This is a genomic window from Acinetobacter sp. ACNIH1, from assembly GCF_002934695.1.
GTDB classification, from domain to species: Bacteria; Pseudomonadota; Gammaproteobacteria; order Pseudomonadales; family Moraxellaceae; genus Acinetobacter; species Acinetobacter variabilis.
Genome location: NZ_CP026420.1, coordinates 1,882,869 through 1,901,488, shown reverse-complemented (window position 1 = coordinate 1,901,488; position 18,620 = coordinate 1,882,869). Strand labels below are relative to the sequence as shown.

Sequence of the window (18,620 nt, the reverse complement as noted above, 5' to 3'; positions counted from 1 at the left end):
AAATTCTTCTGCTTTTCATCAGGCAGACGACACTTCTGTATTTTGAAAAATTTAAGTAGGCCGTTGAGGTTAGCTATAAATTAACCACAAGCAGACTTCGCTTCGAAACCGCTACCTAATTTATTATAAAAAAGAAATTTTTTAGGCTAATATAAAATTCATCATGATTATAAGTATCTATGTATATAGATACGATATTAAAAGGATTACAGCATGCAACAAGAAGTCATCATTGTCGGTGGTGGTATGGTCGGCTTGAGTCTCGCGCTGATGTTGGCCAAAACCAATATTGCAGTCAAACTTTTGGAAGCGATCAAATATCCAGATTATGATGATGTAAACCTTGCACCCTATCATTCCAGCTTTGATGCACGTAATAGTGCCTTGTCACGCCGTAGTGTACAGATTTATCAGGAACTTGGGCTTTGGGATGCCTTGCAGGAACATGCAACGCCGATTCTTGAAGTGAATATCACTGAGCAGGGCAGTTTTGGTAAGGCGCGCTTAATTGCAGAACAGGAAAAAGTCGAAAGCTTTGGCCAAGTGATTGAAAATGCCTGGCTAGGCCGTGTGCTATTAACTCAAGTCAAAAAAGAACCTTTAATTGAACTGATTGATGGGATTCAGGTCAGCTCTCTGACTCAAGATGCTGAGTTTGCTTATCTTGAAGCACAACGTGGTGATGCTTTATTGAAACTTCAATCCAAAGTGGTGATCGCTGCTGATGGGCGTGATTCTTTCTGTCGTAAAGCGCTCGGTATTGGGGCTTCAGAACATGACTATGATCAGGTCGCCATTGTCACTACCGTTCAAACTTCTAAACCACATAATCATGTCGGCTTTGAACGCTTTAGCCACCTAGGACCATTAGCCTTATTACCACTTCCGGGTGAATATCGTCGTTCTGTGGTCTGGCCTGTGAAGAAAGGAACGGAAGGAGAATGGCTGGGTGAGGAAAATGACCAGCATTTCCTGAACGCCTTACAAGAAACCTATGGCGATCGTGCCGGCAAATTCCAGAAAACAGGTAAGCGCTTCAGTTTCCCTTTGTCCCAAGTATTAGCAGAAAAACAGGCTGTGGGCCGTGTGGTCTTGATGGGGAATGCTGCACATACGATTCATCCAGTAGCGGGTCAGGGTTTTAACCTGTGTATGCGAGATGCGCATGTATTGGTGCGCTACCTGAAAGAGCAGCAGTCACAAGGCGCAGACTTAGGTGATGCAGCGGTATTACAGGACTATGAGAAATCCCGCTTGAATGATCAGCAGAGAGTGATCAAGTTCTGTGATTCAGTCGTACGTGGTTTTAGTAATCAGAATCCATTCTTGAAACTGATCCGTAATACCGGACTGATTGCTTTTGATACTATTCCTGGCATCAAGCCACTGGTCGCTAACTATGCCATGGGGTTAAAAGCATGAGTCTGAATCCGAGTTCTGATGTATTAGATGTTGTCATTGTTGGTGGTGGGCTAGTAGGTGGTCTAACCGCTTTATTACTTGCTCAAGGTGGTGTGCGAGCTACTGTGCTGGATGCTGCGCCTATTCTGGATGCAGACAAAACTTTAAGCGTAGCCAATCCGCGGGTTTTGGCTTTAAGTCAGGCGACCATTCATTTATTAAAAACCGTGGGTGTGTGGGACAAACTTGCACGCCAGCAGCCATATACTGGAATGCAGGTCTGGAATAAAAATGGCTACGGTGAAATTAACTTTGGTCATTCTTCAGAAAGGACACCTTCTGTAGAGCAGGCGCTAGGCTCGATGGTAGAACCGAGTATCCTGAATCTGGCCATACAGCAAAAGATGCTTGAAGAGGTGCAAGATTACCGCACACAGGTCAAAGTTAGCCGGATGGAACGTGGTGTAAATGTCTGGATTATTCATCTGGCAGACGGCACCCAGCTCAAAACCAAGTTGGTCATTGGCGCAGATGGCGCGAACTCCTTTGTACGTGAACAAGCCTTTATCGATATCGATGTACTGGACTATAAACAGGCTGGAATCAGCTGTGCAATTAGAACAGCCCAGCCGCATCAGCATGTGGCTCGTCAGATTTTTCTGGAAACCGGTCCTTTGGCTTATCTGCCAATGGCAGGTCTTAAAGAAGAAGAGCAAGGCCACTGGCAATCCATAGTCTGGACATTACCTGATGATTATGCCGATGAATATGCAGCATTATCAGATGCTGACTTCACTCAACTATTGACCCGTGAAAGCTATCATATGCTGGGCGAAGTGCTGGAAGCGACACCGCGAGCTAAATTCCCACTCAAAGCTCGTGCTGCACAGCAGTATGTACAAGATGGCTTAGCATTAATTGGTGACGCTGCGCATGTGATTCATCCGCTTGCTGGACAAGGGGTTAATATCGGCTGTCTGGATGCTGCTGTACTTTGTGAGGTGTTGCTACATGACAAAGCGCGTGGAGTGTGGGCCCATGTGCAGACCTTAAAACGTTATGAGCATCGTCGTAAAGGCCAGAATGATGCGATGATGCATAGCATGTCGGCGATTGGCTGGATGGAAACTACTGAGCTTTTCCCAGTGGTATGGGCACGTAATTTCGGGCTGAAACAGGTAGAGCAACAGGCAGTCCTGAAAGATGCATTTATGGCTCAGGCGAATGGTTTAAGTTTACTCAAAGATACACGTTATTCAACCTAGTGGCCGAATGTAAATTTTTTAAACAAACATCTATAAAGAGTAACTATTTTGTTTAAAAAAGATACGATTTTTTGAAAATTAGGGCTAGGCGAAGACCAAAGAGATTGCTAAATTTCAGTTAATTTAAAGCTTGGTTCAATAGATAAAAGCGAAGCCGTTTGTGGGGAGAGCAAAATGACAGACGTAAATGATTATGATGATGTAGAGGATCCTGTAATCGACGACGATGAAGCAAAAGCAGCAGAAAAAGGTGCTGCAAGTAGCGAAGAAGTTGTGAATGATACAGACGTATTAGAAGCTGAAACTTTGACTGTAACTGCTAAGCAGAAAAAACGTCAGGCACTTGAGGATGAAATTGCGGCTTTTCTGGCAAGTGGTGGCCGTATTACTGAAGTTCCAGCTGATGAATCCGTTGCAAGAGAATAATTGCACTTGATATTCGCGAATAAAAAAACACCACATTGATTGTGGTGTTTTTTATGGATAAAGAAAAGTTAATCGTTGGCTGAAGTCAGTTCCAGAGCACGTTGATAGGCAATTTTTTTCTTGATCCCGGTCAAATCTGCAGCCAGTTGTGAAGCTGCTTTGACAGACAGGTCTTGTAATAAACGCACTAACAGCTTGTCCAGTTTTTCCTGATCCAGATCTTTCTCTTCGATAGAACCACCAATCACCAGTACGATTTCACCTTTTTGCTGGTTATGGTCATTGGCAACAAATTCGACCAGTTCACCCAGTGTCATTTTCTTGATGGTTTCAAAGGTCTTGGTAATTTCACGGGCAAAACCTACAGGACGTTCTGCACCGAATACCGCTGCCAGATCTTTAACACATTCCAGAATGCGGTGCGGTGCTTCATAGAAAATTAAGGTCTGGGTTTCATCTTTCAGTTTTTCCAGAGTCAAGAGCCGCTGGCTTTGTTTAGACGGCAAAAAACCTTCAAAGCTGAAACGGTCACTCGGTAAACCTACTGCGCTTAATGCGGCAATTGCAGCACATGCACCCGGCACAGGAACCACACGAATATTATGTTCTTGCGCAGCACGGACAAACTTGAATCCTGGATCGCTAATCAGTGGTGTACCTGCATCACTGATTAATGCCATATCTTCACCATTGAGCAGGCGTTGAATCAGCTGATCAATCTTGTTGCTTTCATTATGTTCATGACAGGCTGTCAAAGGTGTTTGAATATTAAAATGTTTAAGTAATTGTGCAGAAGTTCGTGTATCCTCAGCTGCAATAAGACTCACCGATTTCAATACATTAATTGCACGATAACTAATATCATCTAAGTGCCCGATTGGAGTCGCAACAACAAATAACTGAGCACTCATAGGTTTCTCCATGTGGAATAAATCGAATAATAAAAAATGGAAGATTCAAAATAAAATTTTGGGCTTGGGGTTACTGGTCTACGTCAGCAGCGTACAAGCGGAAGTGCTGATTATTCTACCTGAAACCGGCCCCTTGGCGCGAGCTGCTTCGAGTATCAAGCAAGGATTTCTCAGTGCATATACGGCGTCCGGACAGAAAGTACCATTGAAATGGGTCAATTCAGACCAGAAAAAAATCTCTCAGTTACTCAAACAGCATGTCAGTAAAAAGACGCAAATGGTGATCGGTCCTCTGGGACGTCAGGATGTAGAGCAGCTGGTGCAGACTAAACCCAAGATTCGTACACTGAGTTTGAATGAAACTAGCCTAACGGCCCCAAATATCTGGCAATTTAGCCTGTCGAAAAAAGAAGATGCAGCTGCCTTACAGAAGCAGATTGCGCTAGATGGGATTCAGCAACTGTTTGTGCTGCGTCAACCGGGCAGTGAGTCAGAACATGAACTCTTGCTAATGTCACTACTTAGCCAGAGTGAGCTGCAACTGGAAATGATCCAGAAGCCGCCATTTTTTCTGAAGAGCAAGCAGGGGATCCTATTGCTCGGCAATGCGGACTGGCTGGCATCCTTACAGGGTTTAGGACATAAACGGATTTACACAGTCGCGAATGCAATTAATGAACAGCATGCTCCGCCACGAGGCATCAAGTTCTGCGATGTGCCGGTACTTTATTTTGCTAACTGGCCTGATGTGATGCAGGCTTATCAACAGGCACCGGTGAATATGTCCTATCAGCGTTTGATTGCTTTTGGTGGCGATGCCTGGCAAATCACCCAGTATTATTTAAACAATAAAAAAATACGCAATATTGAATTCCAGGGTCGTACTGGAATGATTCAGGTATCGGATCAAGGCATACAACGTACGCCGTCCTGTTTTCAGCAGAGTGCCAAAGGTCTTAAGGCACTATAAGGGTCAACGATGCAGAAACAATTAGGTGCATGGGCAGAACAACAAGCTGCCCAACTAATGCAGCAACAAGACTTTCAGCTCATTGCCAGAAACTGGCATAGTCGCTATGGTGAACTTGATCTGGTCATGCAGCGTGAGCAGGAACTGGTCTTTGTCGAGGTAAAAGCACGGGCTAAAACAGCTTATGCATTGGCTTTTGAATCGGTTTCCTCTGCCAAGCAACGAAAAGTCCTACAAACGGCTGTATGTTTTATTCAAAAGAATCCACAGTTTGCACATTATTACTATCGTTTTGATGTGATTTGTTTTGATTTTAATCGGTATTTTGCAAAAACCATACAGCATGATTTTTCTCAATACCCTTATGATCTGCACTGGTTTGAAAATGCTTTTACTTTTGATCAAGAGTTTATTAATCTTTGAATAAAATAAGATCTGATGCGGTAGATAAAATTTGCAGCATCATGGGAAAGTTCAAGTATGATGAAGAACATCTGGCCTTGAAAAAACAGATTATTATATTGAAATAAGACTGATTAAAATTAAGGAGTCTTGCTGAGTGGTTAAGCGTATTGCAATAACAATGCTGTGTGTCGCAAGTTTATCGGGTTGTGCCAGCTTTATTTCTAGCGGTACTGGTACGGCTCCTGTAGGTACCGAAAATGGAGCTCGGACGCTAGGACAGGTATTTATCGATTCTTCTATTGTACGTACTGCAAAAATTAATCTTTATAAACTGGATTCACGTTTTAAACAGTCAAGGGTCAATATTGAAAGCTTCCATGGCAATGTCCTGTTGACCGGACAGGTGCCGGATGCGCATCTCAAGCAATTGGCAGAAGATAATGTCAAATCCATGAGTGACGTCAAAGCGGTGCACAATTTTATTACTGTGGGTAACCAGAGCAGCTACACTACGATCATGCAGGATACCGCCGTGACGGCGAATACCCGTGGCCTGATTATGAAAGCACCAGTAGTATCTGACAGCAAAGTGCATGTGCATACTGAAGATGGTGTGCTGTATGTGATGGGACGTCTGAATAGTGCAGAAATCGATGACCTGAATCAGGTGCTGCAACAAGTGGGGAATATCACAAAAATTGTCACGCTCATCGACAACGTGGATCAGCACTCTGGTTATAATACTAACCAGAATTTTGCAGCGCCTGCATCTTATGCACAGTCGGGTGTTGAACAGACTCCAGTCGCCATTGATCCTGATACAGTTGAACCGACTGATGTTCCATAAGGTCGGTCAATTTAAAACGCAGCTGTCAGACCGGATCCTTGAAGTCCAGCAACGTTATAAAGATTTCCGGATCTATGATTTTGGCAGTTATGCGCTGAACCGTTTAACCCCAAAACAGGGTTATAGTGTTGAAACCCAGTTAGCCTATGGCTTAAAAGCCCGTCAACGTTTTGATCTGTTTTTAAGTCATCAGCCTTTAGCGCATCGCCCCCTGATTGTCTTTGTCCATGGTGGTGCCTGGCTGCACGGTGATAAAAAGGATTACCATTTCATTGGCGAGGCCTTTGCCAAAGAAGGCTATGATGTGGTGGTGATGAACTATCACCTAGCGCCTGAACACACTTTCCCGATCTATATCAATGACCTGCATCTGTTGCTAAATCATTTGCAGCAGCATGCAGGCCAGTTAAATGTTTCTACGGAAAATCTGGTCTTGATGGGACATTCAGCCGGGGCATTTAATGTCATGTCAGCGCTATACCATCCACAAAAGGCCATGATTGAGCGGGAACAGATCCGCGCCATTATTGGTCTGGCAGGACCGTATCATTTTAACTATAAAGATGATCCAATCTGTGCCGATGCTTTTGACCAGTCGATTCCGTATCAGCAGGTGATGCCATATTATTTTGTGGAAAATACCTCCACCAAACATTATCTGTTCATGGCAGAGCGGGACAATATTGTCGGTCATTTTAACAGTCAGGATCTGGATCGGGTATTAAAAGACCATGGCAATCATAGCGAGCTGATTACGATTCCTAAACTGGGCCATATTACAATGATTGGTTCATTGTCCAGTTTGTTTAGCCGGTTCTTTGAAACCAAGCCACGTGTGATGTGGGCGCTAGAAGATGCTTTTAAGTGAAGATCTGTGATCGTGGTAATTCCCACAAAAAAGCCCGGTATAAAAACCGGGCTTTTTTAATTAAAAACCTTATAGCCATTCACAGGTATCATCTGCGACCGGTGTACCTTGAGTCACATGCATGATCATGGCATGGGCAATACTGCCTTTAAACGGAATTTCCGGCAGCTGGTCAAACTTGAAGAATTTCGCATCGCTAATTTCTTCTTCCTGCAATTGCAGCTCACCGCCAGCATATTCTGCTTTGAAGGCAATCATCAGATTACTCGGGAAGGGCCACGGCTGACTGGCCAGATACTGGATATTTTTCACTTTCAAGCCGACTTCTTCCAGCGTCTCGCGACGTACCGCTTCTTCAAGTGTTTCCCCAACTTCGACAAATCCGGCAATCAGGCCATACATCTGGCTTTTGGTATTACGTGCATTTTTAGCCAGCAAAATTTCATCCTCACCACGGGTAATCACGGTAATCACACAAGGTTGCACCCGTGGATACTGACGATAATGGCAGGCTGGGCAAACCATGGCATATTCAACAGCATGGGCTTCAGTCGGGGTGCCACAGTGGCTACAGAATTTGTGATTCCGGCGCCATTCCAGTAGTTGCACAGCACGACTGGCCTGTTCAAATTGCTGAACATTCCAAAACTGTAATAATTGACGAATTGGAACCAGTTGCAAGCCTTCAGGAATTGGCTCATCTGGAAGAAGATCACGGGCAACCACCTGATCACCCGGATTCAGCAGCAAATCACTTGCCAGAGCTTCAACTTGAGGCAGTTGAAAGTGTTGGTCGACCAGCAACTGTTGCTGCTGGAAAATATAAGCAAGTGATAATTTTTTAGACATTAGGCAACGATTTTCAGTTTCTCACTACTGTCTAATGCTACCTTAAACATGGACTGTAATACAGGCTGTTTATTCTTTAAGTTATCGATCATCATATCGGCACTAGCCAATGCATCCAGCGCATGATGAATTTCTGCTGGTGTTAATGCAACCGACTGTTCAATACGGTTTTTGATAAACAGGGCAGTTGTATTGAATGCAGCTTTCACATGTTCAGCATTCAGGAACAGCATGGCACCGCCAATTTCGCAGAACTGGATGGGTACAGGTTCAAGTTTGGCCAGGTCCTGATCCTGCAGATAATCAGTCAGAATCTGGCTAGACAATTCAATCAGTGCCTTGGTTTCATTCAATAAAGCGTTATGTGCTTCGTCCAGACGATCCAGCGAGATATTCATGTTATTCACACGTAGCTGCAGACGGCTCGAAGTATGGTGACGTTCCAATACACCAATCGAGTTCATCGCGGATAGAATCACATTCATCAACTGCTGGGCAAAAGACTCATCTTTCAGAATATCTGCCTGACGGTTTAAATCATGATAGGCTTCGTTCAGGTTCAGAACCTTGAAGATATTGGCCAAGCTATTCAGCTGAGTCTGGAGTTCCTGAGTTTTTTCAGGTGTCATGTGCTGATAGTTGTATTCGATATCATTGCGGATCTGGATCATTTCTGCGGTCACCAGTTCGCTAATGGTATGCATGGTTTCGAAGTCTGGGCCATACAGATGACGGCTAAATACTTGAAGTTGCATATCTGTCAGTAGATCATCACCAATATTCAGCTGGCTACGGATTTGCTGTGCAGTTGCATCTTCCTGACTGATACATAAGCTTAATACATTTGCCAGATCGGACAGAGAGGCTTTGAAGCTGTCGGCTGAACTAAAGTACTGCGCCATGTTGCGTTCAATACCGATTAAAGTACGCAAACGTGGTTCATTGATGAGCAGGTGATCAATATTATCAAAAGCAACATGCACCAGATGCCAGTATTGCTTGCTTGGATGATTTGCTGAAAGACCTGCCAGATAAGTACCGACCAGTTTGATCGCCTGCAGATCCATCTCGCTTTCTTCCTGTTTTAGCAGTTTGTTAAGAGACAGCTTATACAGGCGTTGCACATATTTGGATTTTTCCAGACCTGGTACTTGGGGTAACTGGAAGTCTGGAGTAATCAGATCAAGCAAAGGTTCAATATGCTGACCTTCGGTCGTCAATGGTTTACCAAGCGCAAGTTCCAGACGGTTCAGGGTATCGAGCAGGAACTGCGGAATCTTCACTTCACGCAAGCAGATAAATTCGATATAGCGTTTCAGCATGGTGGTGCCTTCACTCAATGCGATCACATCCTGAGTGTTGACCTGCGCCGGATTCCCCATAATCTTGCGCATCAGTTCTGCTGAATATTGAGCAATTTGTGCCAGATTCGGCATATCAATCAGTGCCAGTACCTGTGCACATTGTTCGAACTGATTTAATGCATCGTCAATGCCAAAAGGTAAGGTTTGATCTTCTACCAAGGTGCTTACTGCTGATTCGACTAACTTGATCGAGTTATCAACCTCATTTTTTATTATCAGTAAAGCTGTTGGATCAAAATGTATAGAGGTTTGGTAAGACATGGATCTGCACCTTTCCTTGAGTATTATCTATATATGAGCCCCGCTTTATCGGACGGAACCTCTTTGTAATTACTATAACTGAAGAACTGTATTTTAAAAGCGAAATTACTGCTTGGAATTTAGATTTTATTTTGCAAAAAGGCAAGGCGTTCCATGCTTTTCTTCAAATTGTTTGACCCATTTCTCATGTTCGGCAAGTTCTTCATCTGATGGAAGAATTACAGGTAATTCAATTTCGATTTTTACAGTGCTTGAACTGCCACCTTGTTCTTCGGTATGTGACAGGGCATCCATATCAAAAGAGACCTGTCCACCGGTCATAGCCAGATAAACATCGGACAGAATTTCCGCATCGAGCAAGGCACCGTGGAAGGTACGGTCACGTTGTGGAATTTCATAACGACGCACGAGGGCATCTAGAGAGTTTTTCTGTCCAGGATGCTTGGATTTGGCCATTGCGAGAGTATCGGTTACTTCACAAACTTCAGAAAGTGCGACAAAGCCTGCACGCTTGAATTCCATATCCAGGAAGTTCATATCGAAGGTCGCGTTATGCGCAATAATTTCGGCACCTTGCAGATAGTCAAACAGTACCTGTGAGATTTCTTCAAACAGCGGCTTGTCTTGCAGGAACTCGTCGGTAATACCGTGGACATTCACCGAATCACCAACCGGTTTTTTCGGATTGATATAAATATGGATTGAGCTGCCGGTAAGTTTCCGGTTAATCATTTCGATCGCACCCACCTCAATGATCCGGTCACCATCCTGATAATAGAAACCGGTGGTTTCCGTATCCAGAATCAATTGACGGGGGCCATGCAGCTCTAAGGTCGGCGGTGTAATCACAATTTGCGGATGTAGTTCGGTTGAATCTGAAGTGACTGAAGCAGACTCATCGGTATTTTCAATTGTTTCTAAATTTTCAGTCTGTTCCATTTCTTCTTCGGCCATTTCCATGCTCTCTTCGAGTTCTTCTTCACTATCGACAAGATCCAGCCCGAAAGGGTCGTCTAGAAGCCAGTCAGGTTCAGATTTTTTTTTATTTTCAGTGATTGCAGTAACTGATTTGGATTTTTTCAAGGTTTCATCTGCCCCCTGGTTGGCCAGTTGATCGGCCATTTCATTGCCAGGATGTCCGGCATGGCCTTTTACCCAGTGCCATTCAATATCGCGGCCTTGGCAGGTGGCATCCAGTTTTTGCCATAGATCCGGATTTTTAACGTCTTTCCAGTTTTTCTTTTTCCAGCCATGAATCCATTCGGTAATGCCTTGTTTGACATAATTGGAATCGGTATAAATGATCAGCTTGGCATCTTTCGGACAGAACTGGATGCCTTCGATCGCCGCGGTCAGCTCCATGCGATTATTGGTGGTATGATCTTCGCCACCGCAAATTTTGTGTTCCTGCTGTTCGGTAATTATGTACGCCCCCCAACCGCCTAAACCCGGGTTGCCGCGACAGGCGCCATCAACATATAGCGTGATAGTGTGAGACATAAATTAAAATCCGATCAAAAAAGAACTTGCTGAAGCGGATATTGTATAACGCAAATACGCTTGATGCGTCTAGATACACCAGTTTTTTTAATTTCTTGTAACATTTAACGTGAAATCGGGGTAAATTAATGCCTTGTGTCCACGACATGCTTCACTACAATGGCATATCTAAAAAATAAATTTATATACGAATTGTTTGGATTTCTTTATGTATAAACCAACCGCAATTTTGTGGCAGCCTGCATTACCAACATTTTTAAAATTTTCTGTACTTGGAACGGCACTCGCTTCCTTGGGACTGACGGGCTGTTCTTCTACACAAAGTGCGACCCAAAAAGCGTCAAGCAAGCAGGTTGGCTCACAATATCTAGATGCAAGCAGTTTGGATGGGCTGGAAGATTTACTTTCTGCAACGGATATGCGTGCGGTTGAAGGTGACCGCTTACTGATTTTGAAGCATGGTGATATCTGGAAACGGATGACCGTGGGTTTCAAGATGGATCTGAATACCTGGAATCCGCGTATTGATGCACAGCGTGGCTGGTTTATTTCCCGTCAGCCTTATCTGGACCGCCTGAGTGCCCGTGCATCGCGCTATCTCTATTATACGGTGAAAGAAGCAGAGCGCCGTGGCATGCCTACAGAGCTGGCTTTATTACCGATCATTGAAAGTTCTTATGACCCGGCAGCGACCAGTAGTGCAGCAGCAGCAGGTTTATGGCAGTTCATTCCAAGTACTGGCCGTATTTATGGTCTGAAACAAACCTCACTTTACGATGGCCGTCGTGATGTCGTTGAGTCGACTCGTGCGGCTTATGAGTTTCTAGGCAGCTTATATAACCAGTTTGGTTCCTGGGAATTGGCTTTGGCCTCTTATAATGCCGGTCCAGGCCGTATCCAGCAGGCGATTAACCGTAATAAGGCCGCAGGCTTGCCTACCGATTACTGGTCCTTGAAACTGCCTCAGGAAACCATGAACTATGTGCCGCGTTTCCTGGCAGTTGCGCAGATTGTGAAAAATCCGGGTACTTATGGCGTGAGTTTGCCACCAATTGCCAACCGTCCTCACTTTCGTGAAGTGACTGTCGGTGCAGCCAATTTAAATGAGATTGCAGCCATTACCGGTTTAAGCCGTGCTGAACTGTATCAGCTTAACCCGGGGCATCGTGGTGATCGTATTGATCCGGAAAGTCCGCGCCGTATTTTGATTCCGGCTGACTTAAGTCCATCGATTGATGGAAAACTGAAAAAACTGCAGTCTAGTTCAAGCGGCTTATGGGCAGGTACTGTCAGTAACTCGCCTAAAACGACCACTACAGTAACTCCAAAGCCAACTGTAGCACCAGCATCAACCAGTACCACCATCGTACCTGCCAAGCAGACTCCGCCGGTGCTTGCCACTACGACTGCTAAGACTGCAACAGCAACTAAAGCTCCAACTGCGACCACATCACCAAAGCCAGCTACGACTGCACCAGCAGCAGTGTCAACCACGACGACACCTAATCTAACTGCACAAACCACCAAACGGGTCAGCACACCACGTGGTTCCGAAGCACTTGCTGAATTTGCGGCAAAAAGTGAATTGCCTATTCCAAGCGCGCCACGTATTCCGGTTGCTGTGACGCCAGTTGCTTCAGTGAAGCCTATCCAGGTCGAGCCACCAATTACCGCAGCTGAACGTCAGCAAATCCAGAAAGTGGTGTCAGCAGAAGAAATTAATAAGACCGTGGATGAGCTTTTACAACCTGTGGCGACTGCAGCTGAACAGGCACAGGTCATTGAAGAGTTGAAAGCACTGGCACCTGCAGGCACAGAAATTGTTGACCCTTATGATGGCAAGATCAAACTGACTGCAATTCAGACCAGTCAGTCTATTGCCGAGCAGCAGGGCAAGGAACTGACCAAAGGATTTTCATATCCGAAAGAAGTCGCTGTAAACACCAGTGCAGATTCAGTTGAAGCTCGACTTAATCAGGGCAAAAACTATGTAAAAACTGATTCAGAAGTTGTGGTTGTGGCACCGAAAGGTAAGCGCAGTACCTATAAGGTTTTACCGGGCGATAATCTGGCATTGATTGCAGCGAAGAATGGCGTGAACTGGCGTGATGTCGCGAAATGGAACCAGATTGATCCAAACTCTACATTATATGTGGGCACCACAATTTATCTCTATGATGCCAACCCAGTACAGGAAGTACCGAAAGCCAAAGAGAAACCGGAAAGTTATGTGGTTCAGGCCAATGATTCTTTGACCAGCGTTGCCAGCCAGTTCGGCCTGAGTGTTAAACAGTTGGCTGATTATAATGATCTGAGTATGACCAGTGGTTTATTTGTGGGGCAAAAGCTTTCCCTAAAAGAAAGTACCAGCAAAGCGAAAGTTGAAGACAGCAAAAAAGTCGAAACTCCCAAAGTCCAGACCAAGTCCTATACCGTTAAACGTGGTGAGTATCTGAAACTGATTGCAGATCGCTACGCATTGTCGAATGCAGAACTTGCTGCACTAACTCCGGGTTTAACCGCGGGTAGCAGTTTGATGGTCGGACAGAAGATTAATGTTCCTCTCAATGAAGTTGATGAACTGACTGCGAGCAGCAAGAAAACCGAAAAAATCGAACAGAAGTTTGAGAACGTTAAGGTTGATCATACGCCAACAGAAAGCTATCAGGTCAAACGTGGTGAAACCCTGTACAGCATTGCCAATCAAAGTAAATTGACGGTATCTGAACTGGCAGCGTTAAATGGCCTGTCTGCAAACAGCGGCTTACGCATTGGTCAGACCATCAAGATTCCGGCCGGTAGTCAGGTTCCTGACAGTTATACGGTTCAATCGGGTGATACGCTGACCGAGATTGCAGCAAAATATAATCTGTCGATGGATCAGATTGCCAACCTGAACAATATTTCCCGTAGTGCCAATGTGCGTGTGGGTCAGCATCTGAAATTATCTGGTAGTCCTGAACCTGTGCAGGAAGTGGTCACCGAGACTCAGGAAAAGAATGTCAAATCAGATACTCACATCGTGAAATCTGGTGAAACCTTAAGCTCGATTGCCCGCCAATATCATCTACAATTACGTTATCTGGCAGACCTGAACGGCCTAAGCACCAATAGCAATGTGCGGATTGGACAGCGTTTAAAAATTAATGAAGATATTCAGATTGCCAAAAAAGAGCCGGTAGTAAAAGTCGCAACAAAATCTGCCTCTTCTAAGGCGACAGAATCCTATACGGTAAAATCCGGAGAATCACTGATTGCGATTGCCAATCGTGTAGGAGTACCCGTTACTGATCTGGCGAGCCTGAATAATCTTAGTCCACGTGCTGGTTTACGTGTGGGCCAAACGCTTCAGCTTCCAAAGCTGGTCACTGAATACAAGGTGAAGCGTGGCGATACCTTGATTGGTCTGGCATCCCGTTATGGTATGGCAACCAATGAGCTGGCAGAAATGAATGAGCTGAAACCCAATACTCAATTGCGTATTGGTGATGTGATTAAGGTTCCAAACTAATTTCTGGATCGTGAAATTGTTTAATCCCGTCCATGTCTTATGGATTCTCGCTGCCCCCTGGATCATCAGTTCTAGCGGGGCAGCAGTCATTACGACACCTTATATTGCACTGCATGGTGCACCCAAATATGCACAGGCTAAATCTCTGCCTTATGCCAATCCGCAAGCGCCCAAAGGCGGCATTCTTATTCAGGCAGCCGATGGCAGTTTTGATAATCTGAACAGCATGAATGGTAAGGGGAATGTCACTGAAGGGATTAATTATATTTTTGACAGCCTTATGTCGAAATCCCTGGATGAGCCCGGCGTTTATTATCCTTTGCTGGCGGAGAAAGTCAGTTTCGATCCAAAGCAGACTGCTTATATTATTTTCCATTTAAATCCTAAGGCCAGATTCAGTAATGGTCAGCCAGTGACGGCTAAAGATGTGAAATACAGTTTTGATCTGTACCAGACCCAGTCTAATTTTGGCTTACAGATGTATCTGGCAGATATTAAAAAAACCGAAGTCCTGTCACCTTCAAAAGTTAAGATTAGTTTTAAATCTCGCCATAATCCGGAAATGGCCATGATTGTGACGCAAATGCCGATCTATTCTCAGCAGGAGTGGCAAAAGCGCAACTTCAAGGATGTTAACCTGAAACCGATCTTAGGTTCTGGGCCTTATGTGATTGAACGTATTGATGCAGGACGCAGTATTTCCTATAAACGTAATCCGCATTACTGGGGTAAAGATCTGCTGGTCAATCGTGGGCGTTATAATTTTGATCGAATACAGTATCGTTATTACCGTAGTCCGGAAATCAAGTTTGAAGCTTTTAAGTCGGGCCAGTTCACACTGCATGAAGAAAAACAGGTTAACCGCTGGGTAAGTGATTATCGCTTTCCTGCGGTAGAGCAAGGCCAGATCAAAACCTATCGTTTTCACCATCACAATCCGATTCCAACCCAAAGCCTGATTTTTAATATGCGGCGTCAGCCCTTTGCCGATATCCGCTTCCGGCAAGCTTTAACTCTGGCCTATGATTTTGAATGGCTAAATAAAGCCTTGTTTCATGGGGAATATCAGCGTCTCAACAGCTTTTTTAGTAACAGTGAACTGGCATCTACAGGCAAGCCGAGTGCCCAAGAGCTGAAAATATTACAGCCAAATTTATCTAAATTGCATCCGGTGCAACGTCAGACGGTATTACAGGATTGGCATTATCCGCAATCAGATGCCTCCGGGTTTAACCGCAAAAATTTATTACAGGCGCGACAAATTTTATTGAATGCCGGTTACCGTTATCAGCAGGGAAAACTGGTGACTGCTCAAGGTAAACCTGTACAGATTGAATTTCTGTTGCATCAGGCTGAACAGCAGCGTCATCTAATGCCTTATCTACGCCATTTGAAACGTTTAGGAATTCAGGCGTACATTCGGATGGTGGAAACGGCTCAGTACTATGAGCGCCTTAGAAATTATCAGTTTGATATGATTGTGGATACTATGCCGCAATCGCTGACACCGGGGCAGGAACAGAAACAGTTTTGGGGTAGTCAGGCGGCACGTCAGCCTGGCAATTATAATTATGCCGGTATTCAAAATCCGGTGATTGATCGGGTGATTGATCAGGTGGTTCAACCACAAAGCCGGGAGCAGCTGATTTATAGTACCCGAGCTTTAGATCGTTTATTGCGAGCCGGTTATTATCATATTCCGACTTATGGTACGGGTGAATACTGGTATGCTTACTGGAATATGTATCAGCAGCCTAAAATCAAGCCCAAGCTTTCTGCGGGTATTGATTACTGGTGGGTGGATGCAGCTAAAGCCAGACAAGTGGCGCCGTACTTAAAATATCGCTAGATTTCCAGCTTTGGGGAGTGCCATGAGCACTTATATCGTCAAACGTTTGCTTCTTATGATTCCGACATTATTGATGGTTTTACTGATCAATTTTGTGGTGATTCAGCTTGCACCGGGTGGTCCAGTGGAACAGGCCATCTATCAGGCACAGTATGCAAATAATTTGGCGATCGGTGGCTTGCAGTATCAGGGACAGCAAGGCCTGACGCCCGAAATGCTGGAGCAGATCAAGATTCAGTATGGATTTGATCAGCCGGTTCATTTACGTTTCTGGGAAATGTTGAAAAGCTATGCCCAGTTTGATTTAGGCCAGAGCTTTTTTAAAGGCCAAGCTGTGACTGAACTGATCTGGGAAAAATTGCCAGTTTCACTGTCTCTAGGTTTCTGGAGTACCTTGCTCATTTATCTGGTCTCTATTCCTCTTGGCATCCAGAAGGCCAAAAAGCATGGCAGCCTGTTTGATCAAACGACGTCTTTGCTGCTGGCTGTGGGCTATGCTATTCCAGCCTTTATCTTTGCCATTTTGCTGATTGTATTTTTTGCAGGTGGTTCCTATCTGCAATGGTTTCCTTTACAAGGGTTAAGCTCGGAAAATTTTACTGAATTATCCCTCTTTGGAAAAATTCAGGATTATTTTTGGCATATGGCTTTGCCGCTACTGGCTATGGTACTCGGCGGTTTTGCACGGCTGACTTATCTGGTGAAATTTTCCTTTATGGAAGAACTCAGTAAACAATATGTGCTGGCAGCAAGAGCGAAGGGACTACAGGACAGAGCAGTGCTTTACCGTCATGTACTGCGCAATGCTGTGCTGGTGTTGGTTGCCAGTTTGCCAGAAGCTTTGCTCGGTATTTTATTTGTCGGGAACCTGTTTATTGAAATCATCTTTAATCTGGATGGTTTGGGCATGCTGGGATTTGAAGCGATTCTGCAGCGGGATTATCCGGTCATTTTGGGAACCTTGTTTATTTTTACCTTATTAGGCTTGGTGCTGCGTTTGATCAGTGATGTGCTGTATCGGGTGATTGATCCCCGGATCCATTTTGATTCGCGAGGGTCAAAATAATGTCACCAATGCTACGCGCCAGCCTGCAACGTTTTAAAAATAATAAAACCGGATTTGCCTGCTTCATTGCCTTTACCATTATTTTTATCTTGTCACTTGGTGCTGAGCTGATCGCTAACGATAAGCCTTTACTGGTCAAGTATGAGGATTCCTATTATCTGCCAGTAATAAAGTCATATCCTGAAACGACTTTTGGGGGTGTCTTTGAAACTGAAGCCGAGTATCAGGATCCTACGGTACAGCAGCTGATTAATGCCAAAGGCTGGGCAATCTGGTCGGTGATCCGCTTCGGCTATGACACACCCAATTTGGCACTCGATATTCCAGTACCTTCACCTCCAAGCCGACAAAATTGGCTAGGAACAGACGATCAGGGAAGGGATGTGCTAGCACGTATTTTATATGGCTTGCGTATTTCCTTGCTGTTTGGCTTTGCATTAACTTTACTGTCAGCAGGATTAGGTGTGCTGGTTGGGGCAGTTCAAGGCTATTATGGTGGCTGGATTGATCTGATCGGGCAACGTGCACTTGAGGTCTGGAGCAGCCTGCCGATGCTGTTTATGGTCATGATTCTGGTCAGTGTGTTTAGTCCAAATATTTACTGGCTATTTGTGATCATGCTATTTTTTGGCTGGACGACACTAGTGTCGATGGTGCGCGCCGAATTTTTACGAGCCAGAAATCTGGAATATGTCTGGGCAGCAAGAAGCATTGGAGCAGGGCATGGCCGGATCATGTTTCGGCATATCTTGCCGAATGTCATAGGTTCCAGTCTGTCACAACTTCCTTTCATGCTGACCGCCAACATCAGCGCACTAACTGCACTGGACTTTTTAGGTTATGGTTTGCCGCCTGAAACCGCTTCTTTGGGTGAATTATTGCTGCAGGGCAAAAATAATATCAATGCGCCGTGGTTGGCTTTGTCCGGGTTTCTGACCTTAGCCATTGTCTTGTCTTTGCTCATCTATATTGGTGAAGCCATCCGAGATGCTTTCGATCCCAAAATTTAAAATGATTTTTTTAAGACTACCCCCTAATATCTAAAAATAAAATTTGTATCCATTTGACAATATGAATTGTCAATTATGGCAAGTTAGGTTATAACACATACAAAATAAGATAAACAT

The 18,620-nt window shown here is 44.6% G+C and carries 15 protein-coding genes; 11 read left to right on the top strand and 4 right to left on the bottom strand.

All coding sequences use genetic code 11. The features are described 5' to 3' along the window. The first annotated feature begins 213 nt into the window (after nucleotides 1–213). The 3 genes from ubiH to C3F22_RS09350 all read left to right on the top strand — a co-directional run bounded on the left by ubiH (nucleotide 214) and on the right by C3F22_RS09350 (nucleotide 3,092). Entirely contained in the window at nucleotides 214–1,422 is a 1,209-nt protein-coding gene (gene ubiH, locus C3F22_RS09360; protein WP_104426401.1) for a 2-octaprenyl-6-methoxyphenyl hydroxylase, read from the top strand. Further along, a complete protein-coding gene (locus tag C3F22_RS09355; RefSeq protein WP_104426400.1) occupies nucleotides 1,419–2,666 on the top strand; it encodes an FAD-dependent monooxygenase in 1,248 nt (415 codons plus the stop codon). Before ubiH ends, C3F22_RS09355 begins: the two co-directional genes overlap by 4 nt. Before the next feature lie 174 nt (nucleotides 2,667–2,840). Further along, nucleotides 2,841–3,092 (top strand): hypothetical protein, encoded by a 252-nt coding sequence (locus tag C3F22_RS09350; RefSeq protein WP_004782870.1) that lies wholly within the window; start codon nucleotides 2,841–2,843, stop codon nucleotides 3,090–3,092. A gap of 68 nt (nucleotides 3,093–3,160) precedes the next feature. On the opposite strand, the gene rsmI is transcribed toward C3F22_RS09350, so the two are convergent. Beyond that, nucleotides 3,161–4,003, bottom strand: a complete 843-nt coding sequence (rsmI, locus tag C3F22_RS09345; RefSeq protein WP_104426399.1) for a 16S rRNA (cytidine(1402)-2'-O)-methyltransferase — start codon at nucleotides 4,001–4,003, stop codon at nucleotides 3,161–3,163. A gap of 10 nt (nucleotides 4,004–4,013) precedes the next feature. On the opposite strand from rsmI, the gene C3F22_RS09340 reads away from it, so the two are divergent. The 4 genes from C3F22_RS09340 to C3F22_RS09325 all read left to right on the top strand — a co-directional run bounded on the left by C3F22_RS09340 (nucleotide 4,014) and on the right by C3F22_RS09325 (nucleotide 7,093). Further along, nucleotides 4,014–4,973: a penicillin-binding protein activator gene (locus tag C3F22_RS09340; protein WP_104426398.1), complete on the top strand. Its 960-nt coding sequence runs from the start codon at nucleotides 4,014–4,016 to the stop codon at nucleotides 4,971–4,973. A gap of 9 nt (nucleotides 4,974–4,982) precedes the next feature. Continuing rightward, entirely contained in the window at nucleotides 4,983–5,396 is a 414-nt protein-coding gene (locus C3F22_RS09335) for a YraN family protein (RefSeq protein WP_034170475.1), read from the top strand. 136 nt (nucleotides 5,397–5,532) lie between these two features. Then, on the top strand, nucleotides 5,533–6,225 hold the full coding sequence (locus C3F22_RS09330; RefSeq protein WP_104426397.1) for a BON domain-containing protein: 693 nt from the start codon (nucleotides 5,533–5,535) through the stop codon (nucleotides 6,223–6,225). Further along, the gene (locus C3F22_RS09325) at nucleotides 6,215–7,093 is read left to right on the top strand and encodes an alpha/beta hydrolase (RefSeq protein ID WP_104426396.1); all 879 of its coding nucleotides are present in this window, start codon (nucleotides 6,215–6,217) and stop codon (nucleotides 7,091–7,093) included. Before C3F22_RS09330 ends, C3F22_RS09325 begins: the two co-directional genes overlap by 11 nt. A 69-nt stretch (nucleotides 7,094–7,162) precedes the next feature. Here C3F22_RS09325 and nudC read toward each other — a convergent pair whose 3' ends face one another. The 3 genes from nudC to dnaQ form a co-directional block, all read right to left on the bottom strand. Continuing rightward, the gene (gene nudC / locus C3F22_RS09320; RefSeq protein ID WP_104426395.1) at nucleotides 7,163–7,942 is read right to left on the bottom strand and encodes an NAD(+) diphosphatase; all 780 of its coding nucleotides are present in this window, start codon (nucleotides 7,940–7,942) and stop codon (nucleotides 7,163–7,165) included. Further along, entirely contained in the window at nucleotides 7,942–9,567 is a 1,626-nt protein-coding gene (locus tag C3F22_RS09315; RefSeq protein ID WP_104426394.1) for a chemotaxis protein, read from the bottom strand. The genes nudC and C3F22_RS09315 overlap by 1 nt, the downstream gene beginning before the upstream one ends. Before the next feature lie 126 nt (nucleotides 9,568–9,693). Then, entirely contained in the window at nucleotides 9,694–11,067 is a 1,374-nt protein-coding gene (dnaQ, locus tag C3F22_RS09310; RefSeq protein WP_104426393.1) for a DNA polymerase III subunit epsilon, read from the bottom strand. A 208-nt stretch (nucleotides 11,068–11,275) separates the two neighbouring features. Here dnaQ and C3F22_RS09305 point away from each other — a divergent pair, with 208 nt between their 5' ends. From C3F22_RS09305 to C3F22_RS09290, 4 genes are read left to right on the top strand one after another with little or no spacing between them, the layout of a single operon-like run. Then, on the top strand, nucleotides 11,276–14,578 hold the full coding sequence (locus C3F22_RS09305) for a LysM peptidoglycan-binding domain-containing protein (RefSeq protein ID WP_104426392.1): 3,303 nt from the start codon (nucleotides 11,276–11,278) through the stop codon (nucleotides 14,576–14,578). A gap of 16 nt (nucleotides 14,579–14,594) precedes the next feature. Next, nucleotides 14,595–16,427 carry an extracellular solute-binding protein gene (locus tag C3F22_RS09300; protein ID WP_104426391.1) on the top strand — a complete coding sequence of 611 codons (1,833 nt, stop codon included), beginning with the start codon at nucleotides 14,595–14,597 and terminating at the stop codon, nucleotides 16,425–16,427. Between the two features lie 22 nt (nucleotides 16,428–16,449). Beyond that, nucleotides 16,450–17,493, top strand: a complete 1,044-nt coding sequence (locus tag C3F22_RS09295; protein ID WP_104426390.1) for an ABC transporter permease subunit — start codon at nucleotides 16,450–16,452, stop codon at nucleotides 17,491–17,493. Further along, entirely contained in the window at nucleotides 17,493–18,503 is a 1,011-nt protein-coding gene (locus C3F22_RS09290) for an ABC transporter permease (RefSeq protein ID WP_104426389.1), read from the top strand. Before C3F22_RS09295 ends, C3F22_RS09290 begins: the two co-directional genes overlap by 1 nt. Nucleotides 18,504–18,620 lie beyond the last annotated feature (117 nt).